10 protein-coding genes are annotated in these 11,534 nt (G+C 42.8%); 3 read left to right on the forward strand and 7 right to left on the reverse strand.

Translation table 11 applies throughout. The features are described 5' to 3' along the window. Positions 1 to 17: 17 nt before the first annotated feature. The 4 genes from HLH14_RS13100 to HLH14_RS13115 all read right to left on the reverse strand — a co-directional run bounded on the left by HLH14_RS13100 (position 18) and on the right by HLH14_RS13115 (position 5,876). Positions 18 to 1,436 (reverse strand): efflux transporter outer membrane subunit, encoded by a 1,419-nt coding sequence (locus tag HLH14_RS13100; protein WP_171533221.1) that lies wholly within the window; start codon positions 1,434 to 1,436, stop codon positions 18 to 20. A 173-nt stretch (positions 1,437 to 1,609) separates the two neighbouring features. Further along, complete coding sequence (locus tag HLH14_RS13105) at positions 1,610 to 1,843, reverse strand: hypothetical protein (RefSeq protein WP_067723715.1); 234 nt, start codon at positions 1,841 to 1,843, stop codon at positions 1,610 to 1,612. A 259-nt stretch (positions 1,844 to 2,102) separates the two neighbouring features. After that, positions 2,103 to 4,859 (reverse strand): aconitate hydratase AcnA, encoded by a 2,757-nt coding sequence (gene acnA, locus HLH14_RS13110; RefSeq protein ID WP_086194133.1) that lies wholly within the window; start codon positions 4,857 to 4,859, stop codon positions 2,103 to 2,105. Positions 4,860 to 5,411: 552 nt separating this feature from the next. Next, positions 5,412 to 5,876 (reverse strand): MarR family winged helix-turn-helix transcriptional regulator, encoded by a 465-nt coding sequence (locus tag HLH14_RS13115; RefSeq protein WP_171533222.1) that lies wholly within the window; start codon positions 5,874 to 5,876, stop codon positions 5,412 to 5,414. 686 nt (positions 5,877 to 6,562) lie between these two features. Between HLH14_RS13115 and HLH14_RS13120 the strand changes: the two genes are divergently transcribed. The 3 genes from HLH14_RS13120 to HLH14_RS13130 are packed head-to-tail and all read left to right on the forward strand — an operon-like array spanning position 6,563 to position 8,310. After that, positions 6,563 to 7,135 (forward strand): nuclear transport factor 2 family protein, encoded by a 573-nt coding sequence (locus HLH14_RS13120; RefSeq protein ID WP_171533223.1) that lies wholly within the window; start codon positions 6,563 to 6,565, stop codon positions 7,133 to 7,135. Next, positions 7,105 to 7,605: a chalcone isomerase family protein gene (locus HLH14_RS13125; RefSeq protein ID WP_171533224.1), complete on the forward strand. Its 501-nt coding sequence runs from the start codon at positions 7,105 to 7,107 to the stop codon at positions 7,603 to 7,605. The genes HLH14_RS13120 and HLH14_RS13125 overlap by 31 nt, the downstream gene beginning before the upstream one ends. A gap of 18 nt (positions 7,606 to 7,623) precedes the next feature. Continuing rightward, on the forward strand, positions 7,624 to 8,310 hold the full coding sequence (locus HLH14_RS13130) for a response regulator transcription factor (protein ID WP_067723711.1): 687 nt from the start codon (positions 7,624 to 7,626) through the stop codon (positions 8,308 to 8,310). Between the two features lie 14 nt (positions 8,311 to 8,324). Here HLH14_RS13130 and HLH14_RS13135 read toward each other — a convergent pair whose 3' ends face one another. The 3 genes from HLH14_RS13135 to HLH14_RS13145 are packed head-to-tail and all read right to left on the reverse strand — an operon-like array spanning position 8,325 to position 11,521. After that, positions 8,325 to 9,653, reverse strand: coding sequence for a sensor histidine kinase (locus HLH14_RS13135; RefSeq protein WP_171533225.1), 1,329 nt, complete (start codon positions 9,651 to 9,653; stop codon positions 8,325 to 8,327). A gap of 30 nt (positions 9,654 to 9,683) precedes the next feature. Continuing rightward, positions 9,684 to 10,733, reverse strand: coding sequence for an SAM-dependent methyltransferase (locus tag HLH14_RS13140; RefSeq protein WP_067723709.1), 1,050 nt, complete (start codon positions 10,731 to 10,733; stop codon positions 9,684 to 9,686). Between the two features lie 8 nt (positions 10,734 to 10,741). Further along, positions 10,742 to 11,521 carry a DUF1295 domain-containing protein gene (locus tag HLH14_RS13145; protein ID WP_067723728.1) on the reverse strand — a complete coding sequence of 260 codons (780 nt, stop codon included), beginning with the start codon at positions 11,519 to 11,521 and terminating at the stop codon, positions 10,742 to 10,744. Between the last annotated feature and the right edge of the window lie 13 nt (positions 11,522 to 11,534).

Here is an 11,534-nt window from a genome sequence, read left to right on the forward strand (position 1 = left end):
AAAAAGGTTAAAAGATATTATTCAGGCTGTTTCGCTACGCTGCTGTCACCGCCTAGCATAAAATACAAAGAAACATAGGACTGCATTAAAGCACTCTGGGTTTCGATCCACTGCTGTTCTGCAGACAGCAAATTCCGCTGCGCATCCAGCACATCAAGATAGCCCACCGCACCATTATCATAGCGCAACTGGGCCAGCCGTGCAGTTTCTCTAAATGCAGTCAGGCCCTGATTCTGAATCTGCAATTGCCTGCTTAAATGTCGCTGCTGTACTAAAGCATCCGCCACTTCACGGAAAGCATTCTGTACGATTTTTTCATAATCAGCAACGGCAATGTCACGGCGCACTTCCGCCAAAATCAGATTATTTTTTAAACGCCCCGCGTTAAAGATTGGAATACTGATGCTCGGTGCAAAAGACCATAACTCATTGCCCGATTTAAATAAGCCATCAAGGTCAGTACTCGCTATGCCAAAACTGCCGGTCAGCGCAATTCGAGGGAAAAATGCCGCACGTGCAGCATGAATATCTGCATGCCTTGAATGCAGCAGAGCTTCTGCGGCACGGATATCAGGCCGATTCAGCAATAGATCTGAAGGCAACCCCGTCTGCAACCCAGCCGTTTTAAAGACCACTTGATCCAAATCCAGCTTTGGAATCTCCATGGACTGGCCAATCAGCTGCAGCAAATAGTTTGCTGTCATGTCCTGGCTATTTTGCAGCTGAATCAATAAAGCCTGACCATTGCTGAGCAGGGTTTGCGCCTGCATATATTCCACTTTGGAACTCGCACCGACTTCATAACGTCGTTTAAAGATACGTACATATCTTTCATAGCTTTGCACTGAACGTTTTGCAAAATAAATACGCTTTTCCAATTCAGACAAAGTCAAATAGCTTTGGATTGATTGCTGAATAATGCTGTTACGTACCGCCAACTGATTGTATTCAGCTGCGAAAAATTGCTGCAATGCTGCTGCATTCAAAGTGCGTATACGCCCCCAGAGATCCAGTTCCCATTGGTTCATTCCCACACCCACAGAATATTGATCTGAGGTTACCGCACGACCAATAAAGGATAAATCTGCAGGCACTCGGCTGCGCTCATAAGCTGCACTGCCGGAGATACTTGGCCATGATTCTGAACGCTGAATGCCATAAGCAGCTTGTGCTTCTTGTACCCGCAGCGCTGCTATTTTCAAGTCATGATTATGCGCCAAGGCAAGATAAGCGACTTTGATTAATGCCGGGTCATTGACATAATCTGACCAAGCTAGAACATGATATTTACCACTCTGCTGAAGGGGATATTGTGCTGGCAAGGCAACCTGGGGGGCTATAAACGGTGCTATATTTTGACAGCCACCTAAAAAAACCAGCATTGACAGTGCGACAACACTGCTGTGTATACGATGACTGAAAAAAATCTGCTGCATCAATTATTGCCCCCAAAAGTTGGTTGGGTCATAAATATGGGAATAAACTTCAATGAACACAATTTCCGACTCACTCAACTGAACCGAAAAAATGACCAACGCAGAAAATGAACCAAATTGAAGAGGGCTGCCATATCAATGGATGCCTACCTGATTAAAGTGGAGTTCAGTGGCTACTTAGATTTAAAATGCAATTGGTACTCATCAGTGGTGACTTTTATTTTTAATTTCTTATATTTTCTCTGAGTTGGACTCAGTGCCGAGTTTGTAACTTCTTCAGAAAATTCTGAGTCCTTCATCAGGTGTGAAAATAGCTTGTAACCTATTAATATTTTATTAACCCCTTTATCTTCTTTTACAGCTTCATCAATTAATTGGTCTAGCTCTTGCACTGAAATAATACTCATAAATCTTCGTTCCCGATTAGTTTCATGGCTTATCAATTGAGTGTTTCTGTTTCAGGTTTCTATGATTGGTTGCGTAACGGATTGAGCTGTCGAGCTATATGATTTAATCAAAAATCAATCCTTGTTAAATTAGCGCATCTAGAAACTCAAGAAAGTTATAGGCAATTTACTTGGTACTATTTTACTGATTTTCTCCGCAGCCGTCTTGTCTTTACAGACACAAAAAACCCGGCAGGTGTCGGGCTTTTCATCATTAAATTTAGGAAGCGAGCAAATTGCGCAAGACATAGTGCAAGATACCACCGGCCTTAAAGTATTCGACCTCATTCAAGGTATCAATGCGACACAACACTTGAAAATGGCTACACGTACCATCGGTATGTTGCACATCTACTTCCAGCATTTGATGCGGATGAATATCATCCGACAAGCCTAAAATTGACAGTGTTTCATGGCCGGTTAGGTTCAATATCTGCCGATTCTGACCCTCCACAAACTGTAAAGGTAACACCCCCATGCCGACCAGATTGGAACGGTGAATCCGCTCAAAACTTTCAGCAATCACCGCTTTTACCCCCAACAGGTTGGTGCCTTTGGCCGCCCAGTCACGTGAAGAACCAGTGCCATATTCTTTCCCGGCAATAATCACTAGCGGGGTTTGTTCTGCCTGATAGCGCATTGCCGCATCATAAATCGAGAGTTTTTCTGCACTTGGAATATGCAGAGTATTGCCACCTTCCTCCCCACCCAGCATTTCGTTTTTGATGCGGATATTGGCAAAGGTGCCTCGCATCATCACCTCATGGTTGCCACGGCGGGATCCATAAGAGTTAAAGTCTTTTGCATCAACCCCCTGTTGCTGCAAATATCGTCCGGCAGGACTATCTTTTTTGATATTGCCTGCAGGGGAAATATGGTCCGTCGTGACTGAATCGCCCAATACAGCCAAAATCCGTGCCAGTTTGATCTGCTGAATTGGTCGCACCGGCTGATCAATTTCTGCAAAAAAGGGTGGATGTCGGATATAGGTCGATTGTTCATCCCAAGCATAGGTTTGACTTTGTGGAATCTGGATCGCTTTCCACTTGGCATCGCCTTCAAACACTTCCGCATATTCTTTATGAAACATCTCGGTATTCACGTTCTGCAGTGCGGCATCGATTTCCACCTGTGTCGGCCAGATATCTTTTAAATAAACCGCTTGGCCATCAAAGCCTTCACCTATCGGCTCAGCAGTGAGATCAGTTCGAATATTCCCGACCAAACCATAGGCAACAACCAAGGGTGGAGATGCTAGCCAGTTGGTTTTCACCAATGGATGCACCCGTCCTTCAAAGTTACGGTTTCCGGAGAGCACTGAGGCTACATTCAAATCGAAACATTGCACAGCCTCTTCAATTGCTTCAGGCAAAGGTCCCGAATTACCAATACAGGTGGTACAACCATAACCCACCAGGTTATAACCCAGTCGATTCAAATAAGGCGTCAACCCTGCTGCATCAAGATAATCGCTGACCACTTTGGAACCTGGAGCCAGTGAACTTTTCACCCAAGGTTTCCGCTGCAAACCTTTTTCGAGTGCTTTTTTTGCTAATAGTCCTGCTGCCAACATGACACTGGGATTCGAGGTATTGGTACAGGAGGTAATGGCTGAAATCACCACATCGCCATGCTGCAACGGATATTTTTTACCCTCAATCATACAAAAAGGATTCTCATGTGGCAGGTTGGCCTGTTTCGCTTCAACAGCCGTACCTCCACCTCCTTCATTTTCCAGACGCTCTTTTTCTTCTTTGACCGGTTTCAAGGTCAGATCCATGAAGGCAGCAAAGGTTTTTGGCACTTGCGACAATAGCACACGATCCTGCGGACGTTTCGGACCCGCCAGACTGGCTTCTACCGTCGACATATCTAAAGCCAGAGTGTCTGTAAAGACTGGTTCATCCCCCGGATTGCGCCACAATCCTTGCAACTTGCTATAGGCCTCTACTAAGGCAATTCTTTCGGGCTGACGTCCAGTTAAACGTAAATAGGAAAGAGTCACCTCATCAATCGGGAAAAAGCCACAGGTAGCGCCATACTCGGGTGCCATATTGGCAATAGTGGCACGGTCAGCCAATGGTAAATCGGCCAGACCATCGCCATAAAATTCGACAAATTTCCCAACTACGCCTTTTTTTCGTAGTATCTGGGTAATGGTCAGCACCAGATCAGTTGCTGTAATCCCTTCTTTGAGTTTACCGGTGAGCTTAAAGCCGATTACTTCCGGAATCAGCATGGAGATCGGTTGACCCAGCATGGCCGCTTCCGCTTCGATACCGCCTACCCCCCAACCTAACACGCCTAAGCCATTGATCATGGTGGTATGTGAGTCAGTACCGACCAAGGTATCAGGAAAGGCAAAGCGCTGCCCATCAACCTCATTGCTCCAGACCACTTGTGCCAGATATTCCAGATTGACCTGGTGGCAAATCCCGGTTCCTGGCGGTACCACGCGAAACTGATTGAGCGCCGCCTGCCCCCATCGCAGGAACTGGTAGCGCTCACCATTGCGTTGCATCTCAATGGCGACATTCTGCTCAAAAGCTTGCGGGCTGGCAAAGTAATCGACCATCACCGAGTGATCGATGACTAAATCCACCGGTGACAGCGGATTAATTTTTTCCGGATCACCACCGGCTTTGGCCACCGCTGCACGCATCGCGGCAAGATCAACCACGGCGGGAACACCGGTAAAATCCTGCATCAGTACCCGTGCTGGACGATACTGGATTTCCTGTTCTGAGGTTTGGTTGTTTAGCCACCCTGCCAACGCATAAATATGCTCGGTTTTCACCGTGAGCTGATCTTCAAAACGCAGTAAATTTTCCAGCAAGACTTTTAAAGATTTTGGCAGCCGGGACAGGTCGCCCAACTGCACTTGCAATTTGGATAGGTTGAAAATCTGATAGTGTTCTGAACCGACGGTTAATGTTTCTAAGGTATTAAAACTATTGATATCACTATACTTAGCCATCTAGTTTCCCTCCGGCTTGAGATGTTATTTTTATGATCACAGTCAACCACTTCTTTACTTACTGTATGCCAACTGCGCGGCGGGTTTGTTATTAATGGGTGAAGTTTTATTATCGGATTGCGCTAGGCAGTTAAATGCAGGGCTTCCAGGGAATTTTGCCAGAGAGTTGCCGACAATTCAGATTCTCGCATCGACAACTTTCTGCCAATCCCGTAAGGATATAAGGTAATTGACCGGCGTATTAGTTTGTTCAGTGTCTAAGGCCATAAACATGATGTCCATTTAATATGACCTGCCCCCCTAAAGTTAGACGATTGATTAAGCAGCTTTTAATGACTGAATTCTGTATTGTAAAGGGCTCAGTCCTCAATATTAAAAAATTTTAAATTTGTATATCCAAAATCAATTATACGTGACCCTAAAAAGTCATTCGGTACCAAAATGGGCACAAGCGAAAACACTCTCCTGAAGGGGAGATCGAATATTCATATGCCCATAAAACAAAAAATGAAACAGAAAACTTTCAACTGTAACTTTTTAATTATATTTAGATCAATGGGCCAAGTTTCTGAAAATAAGTTTAAGACTTTCTAACATTTTTTCAATTTGTAATGGTGTTAAACCATCAAAAGATTGATCTAAAACGATGTGGCTGAGATCGTTAATTTTTTGCGCCATTTGTTGTCCTTTATCGGTTAATACAACCCGGGTAATTCGGGCATCATCTTCACAACTATAAGTATTCACTAACCCTTCGTCTTTTAAACGGTAAATAATTTTTGTGGTGGTCGACATCTTGGAAATCACCATTTCTGATAGCTTGGATACACTTGCCTGGGGTTTGGCTTTTAAAGCCAGTAAAATACGACGACGAGAATTATCTAAACCATATTTTTTTAGTGCATGATCCACGTTCTGCACATATTGAGCATGCACTTGAGTGACCCAATAATACGGGGAATGATCTAGATTAAAATCGGCTGCTGCAGAAAAAAACTTATTGTACTTTTTCGTCATGAGTAAAAATCTCTAATTTATTGTTGTAATTTAAATTATTTTCAGAATTGAATTCTATTTGAAAGCTATTCATTTTAGCAATACATATTAAATTATTTTTATTCTTATTCAGATCTTAAGTCTCTTGTAAAATTATAAGGAAAGCTACAAATACTTTGCATGTTGTCTAACAAAATTTTATTAAATAAAAAACCCTGACATCCTGTCAGGATTTTCGTATTGGTTAGCTAGGTATAACTCCTGTCGTACCTTACAATCCTTGTGCTGATCTATTTTTCTTATTCTATGGAACTTCCTGTTCCTGATGATTTCATCATAGGAAATAAGCCTTAGACTGCCTATAGGCAAAGGGTCTAAATCTTTGGACGTTAAAGCCTACAATATGATTAAAAAGTATACGCATACTTATCCGCATAAATTGGGGATTGTTTTAAGCATTGAGTAATTGATAAAGCACAATAAAATTTCATTTTGACTAAAATATGATCAATTTTATTGGCAAAAGATATCTGAACTGAGAGGATATTAACCCACCTGTTTTCAAACCAGTTAGTTAAGGGTTTTTAGAGATGAATAATTTGTGATTTTTATTTTCATGAGATCCCAATAATAGATAAATATATAAGCTGTTCACGTCCCCTTCACATCTCTTTTTTTAAATTAAATAAAAAGGAAGGAGTATTGTGATGAAGGTTATAAAAACACTATTGGTATCGACCTTGGCGCTCGTCAGTCTAGCCGCCTGCAAAACCGTTCCAAGTTATAGCAGTGACTATACTCAGGCAGATCATAAAATTCAGGGTATCAATTTAACAGATCAACAAGCTTTAGATATCGGCACTCGTTTTGTTGCTGCATTTAATACCTTAGGCACTCCTGCTTTTGTTGAACAAGCCAGTAATTTATATGCGGATCAATTATTTATTAACGATACGCTGTCTCAATTTTCTCAAAAAAAAGATTTGGTGCAACATTTTCAAGGGATGAATAATCGGGTAAGCAATGTCAGCGTCAAACTGATCAGTGCTACACATCATCAGGATTCTGCCTACATTCACTGGCAAATGGCCTATGATTTCAAGATGTTTGGTCGCACTAAAACCATGGATTCTTATGGTATAAGTGAAATTAAAATCAATCAGGCAAATCAGATTATTTTCCAACAAGATTTTTGGGATCCTGCAAATGGTCTTTATCGTTCACTACCCCTGGTCGGAGGAGCATACGGATGGATTTTACCCTTCAAAAAATCACTTTAACTCTGATGGCTACGGCCATCCTAGCTGTTAGTGTACCGGCGGGTGCTGCAACATTAAAAAAATGTAATACAGCGCCTTTGATCGTTACTGCAAAAAATGTGGGACAGGTCAGCTATTTTGCTGAAAACTGTGAAAAACCCTGGGACACTCAGAGTATTCAACTTGATTTTGCCTATAGTTATGATATTCCCGAATGGGCATTTAAACGGGCAGCTAATCATTTTCTGAAAAAGAACGTTGCAGGCTATAGCCCAAACATGGCACTGAACCAGATTACCCAATGGTACAAGCCTGTCAAAAAAGGCGATTTATATCGTCTAAATTACCAACATACTGCACAAAAAATGACGTTATTACTGAACCAGAAAGTCCTTGGGCAAGTGAGTGATACTCAAATAAATCAATATTTTAATATTTGGTTTGGTGCGACGCCTTTTAATGCTAAATTAAAGCAGCAATTATTAAATTAAAGGTTTAATCATCGACTTATGAGCAATCACTTTATCCTCATGGTTGAGGATCACTTTGAATTAGCAGCAACGATATGTGAATTTCTAGAAGAACACGGCTATATCATTGATCATGCACGGACTCTAGATGCTGCACGTCATTTATTAAAAAATCAGCACTATCATCTGTTATTACTGGACATTAATTTGCCCGATGGTTCAGGCTATGATTTATGTGATTGGCTGCGTAATGAGCAGGATCTGGATTTACCGGTACTGATGCTTACAGCTCGTGACACTTTGGATGACAAATTAAAAGGCTTTGCCTCTGGAACCGATGACTATCTAGTGAAACCGTTTGATTTTAATGAATTGGTGATGCGGATTCGTGCCCTGATTAAACGCTCATTAGGTGAGGTATCTAACAGTAAACTACAGATTCACGATTTGATCCTGGACAGTTCAACTCAAACAGTCAGTCGTGCCGGTCAGAATCTTGACCTCCCCCCGATTCAATTTAAATTGCTCAAAATTCTCATGCGCCACTCCCCCAAGGTCATCAGTAAGCAGGAAATTATGATGGAACTCTGGGGCGATGAGGAACCGGAAAGCGATGCTTTACGCAGTCATATTTATAATTTGCGTAAAGTCGTTGACAAACCTTTTGCGCAAAAACTGATTCATACCGTGTCTGGGGTGGGTTTAAAAATTGCCCTTGAAAGTTGAGATGACAGCGCAGGTTAATGTAAATACACCACCACAATCAGTCCAGTTGTATCTGCCAGATTGAGCTCGCTATGGGTACTCAAATAATACTGTCGGTCAAATAACTCCACTCGCCATCCCAGTTGTTTGCATAGTTTCTGAACCAGCTGTAAGCCAATACCATGCCCCTTGGCGGTGAGAGAGAGTTGCGAGTCAGTCAAGGCTTGCACCTTGGCATTATTGGGTAAGCTAATACCAATGCCATTGTCTGCAATCACGATCTTATTTTTTTGCTGAATAATATGAATTTCTGATCCTTGAGAATAGTTCAGTGCATTACGTAAAATATTGCTCAGCACCATTTTGGTCATCGAAGGATACAGCAAACGCGGTTGTTCTCCGACCTCATCTTGCACTTCAATGCTCATGCCTTTACTTGCACTGACTGTATCTAAATCTGTGACTAAATCTTCAATGATTTCAGACAACATACATAGTTCAGTGCTTAAATCATTAGTTTTATTACGCGCAATCGCCAGTAGTGTGTCGACCAACAGTTGCATGTCTTCAATGGTATTGTTTAAGCGGATCAATGCTTTATCATGTCCATAACGCGCCTGACAAAGCTGTACATTCCCTTTTAAAATGGTGAGTGGAGTACGCAGCTCATGACTCACATCTCCAGTAAACTCACGTTCACGTTGTATAAACTCATTCAGGACCTGATGATATTTTTCCAGTGCCTGTTTGAGGTATTCTGCTTCCATGTTGCCATTGGTATGAATGCCCAGAAAAGGCGAAACCTGTTTATTCTGATGTGCCCAGTCAATATGCTCCAGTGCATTCGCCAGTCGGGTAATCGGAGAAAAATAACGTTTTGCACGGCGATTGGACCAGAGTAGAAAGCTATACAGTACAAATAAGCTGAACATCAGCGGAGCCAGACCAAACAGCCAGATCAGCTTATTGACATTGCTTTCACCAAACACCAATAACACATGCTGACCATTGCGCTCGCTATAGACCGTCATGCGCTCCTTGCCATCAATGAAAATTCGATGCACACCGTCCTCAAGCTGCATGGACTGAAAGCGGACTGGCGGAGTATCTGTTGTCCAGCGATAACCATACAGGTTTTTGGTATCGGGCAAGTCTGCTTTGGGATTACGTTCTACCCGGGTCCAGTAATGACCCATTTCCTGTTCAAGTGCAGTTTTCAGCAGTGAACCTTTGATAACCCATGCACTACAGGCCAGACCAATCACCACAGACAGCGCGATCAGTGCAATCTGCAACCAGTAATACCGGTTGAACACCTTGCTTAATGGATGTGTGCCGGTAGTGTTTGAATCGGGTTTCAACATAAACTGACCGCTATGATAAAGCTGAGGAAATTATACGCCTTTCTTTTTAAACAGGAAGTGACCAATCACCCATTCCTGCCCCTGCTCGAAACCAAACAGTTCAGCACAAGCCATAAAGAAAATGCGCCAGCGTTGCCACCAGGCATCTGCATCTTTGCCATAGACCTGCTGAAATAAAGGCTTCAGTTCAGCCTGCTGGCGATCCATATTGTCTAGCCATGCATTTGCTGTTCTTTGATACTGTACACCTGACCATTGCCAGTGCTGACTCAGCTCGAGATGCTGCTGAAAGTGCAGGAACGTAGAGGCCGAAGGCATAAGACCGCCGGTAAAGAAATACTTCGACATCCAGTCATATTCGGACTGGATTTCAAAAGGATAATGTAAAAAACGATGGCAGAAAATATGACACCACAGTAAACCATCGGCTTTTAACCAGCCCTGAATTTTTTCAAACAGGCGCTGATAATTACGCACATGCTCGAACATTTCCACCGAAACTACCCGGTCAAAAGAAGCAGGTTCAAGCTCGAGTACATTCACATCACAGGTCATCACATTCAGATTGGTGAGCCCACGCGCATGTGCCTGAGACATAATATGCTGGCGCTGTGTCGCGGAATTAGATACCGCGGTAATTTTTGCATTGGGATAATGCTCTGCCATCCACAAGGTTAAAGATCCCCAGCCACAACCTAACTCAAGTATGTGCTGACCATCTTTTAACTGGGCACGCTCTGCATAAATGTGTAGGGCATTTTCTTCTGCTTCATCCAGCGTTGTTTGTTCACTGGGAAAATAACAGGCGCTATATTTCAAACGCTTGCCCAGTACCGCCTGAAAAAACTCGGTCGGTAATTCATAGTGTTGCTCGTTGGCTTTGTCTGTAGCCACGGCAATTTCACTGTTTTTCAGCAGATTCAACACATCCATATAACGCTGAGCCGCCTGTTCAGGATCATAACGCCCTTCCTGAATCAGCCTTTTTTTACTCAGTGCCCGGATTGCAGCGCGAATGGCCTGATCTGGAATCAGTCCACTTTCAACTAATTTTAATGACTTATGAATGATAAAATCCATGGGCGTACCTACTTTTTGGGTTTCCACAAAATAAACATAGATGTTCGTTGTTGATAATCGCGATAATTTTGTCCACGATTTTTCAATGCTTGTTGCTCGTTAAACGGAATCCCGGTGATGTAATATAAAAACAGCCACATCAGCACGGGATAAATCCATAACCCATATAAACCCACAGCCAAACCTAAGATGGGATAAGCAAACCAGTGCAACCATTCAAAGAAATAATTGGGATGGCGCGAATATCTCCACAAGCCTTGGTCCATGGTTTTGCCATGATTTTCAGGATTGAGTTTAAATTTATACAATTGCTGATCAGCCAGTGTTTCACCCATCAATGCGATAACCATAATCAATGCAGAGACAACCAGCAAAATCATGCTCTCACTTCCCCACTGTTCTGCAGGTGTATTTAACAGCAGCCACATCGGCAGGAAAAAAAGAATCGCTAAACCTGCCTGAAAGATGAAAAAAGCCAAAAATCCAAGATGTTGAAACTTGCCCATGGCGCGTCGCATATTGGCATAGCGGCGGTCTTCCTGCTGTTCTGACTGATAACGCCGCAGCAAATGCCAAAAAAGACGTAAGAACCAGAACCCACTCAATACACCGATAAAAACACGAAGCCAGTCAGGTGCAGTTTCAATCAATACCGCACTTAACAGCACATTTAACCCAATACAAAAACTCCAGGCCACATCGACAATACCGGCACGTTTATTAAATATAGCAACCACCCAGCAGCACAACATGATCAATACATTCAGCAAGAATAAGTTCCATAGCATCATCTTGTCTCCT

Source organism: Acinetobacter terrae (assembly GCF_013004375.1).
GTDB classification, from domain to species: Bacteria; Pseudomonadota; Gammaproteobacteria; order Pseudomonadales; family Moraxellaceae; genus Acinetobacter; species Acinetobacter terrae.

Coding starts and splice junctions, on each gene's coding strand:
- HLH14_RS13100 (WP_171533221.1), bottom strand. CDS start 1,436: ATGCAGCAGATTTTTTTCAGTCATCGTATACACAGCAGTGTTGTCGCA.
- HLH14_RS13105 (WP_067723715.1), bottom strand. CDS start 1,843: ATGAGTATTATTTCAGTGCAAGAGCTAGACCAATTAATTGATGAAGCT.
- acnA (WP_086194133.1), bottom strand. CDS start 4,859: ATGGCTAAGTATAGTGATATCAATAGTTTTAATACCTTAGAAACATTA.
- HLH14_RS13115 (WP_171533222.1), bottom strand. CDS start 5,876: ATGACGAAAAAGTACAATAAGTTTTTTTCTGCAGCAGCCGATTTTAAT.
- HLH14_RS13120 (WP_171533223.1), top strand. CDS start 6,563: ATGAAGGTTATAAAAACACTATTGGTATCGACCTTGGCGCTCGTCAGT.
- HLH14_RS13125 (WP_171533224.1), top strand. CDS start 7,105: ATGGATTTTACCCTTCAAAAAATCACTTTAACTCTGATGGCTACGGCC.
- HLH14_RS13130 (WP_067723711.1), top strand. CDS start 7,624: ATGAGCAATCACTTTATCCTCATGGTTGAGGATCACTTTGAATTAGCA.
- HLH14_RS13135 (WP_171533225.1), bottom strand. CDS start 9,653: ATGTTGAAACCCGATTCAAACACTACCGGCACACATCCATTAAGCAAG.
- HLH14_RS13140 (WP_067723709.1), bottom strand. CDS start 10,733: ATGGATTTTATCATTCATAAGTCATTAAAATTAGTTGAAAGTGGACTG.
- HLH14_RS13145 (WP_067723728.1), bottom strand. CDS start 11,521: ATGCTATGGAACTTATTCTTGCTGAATGTATTGATCATGTTGTGCTGC.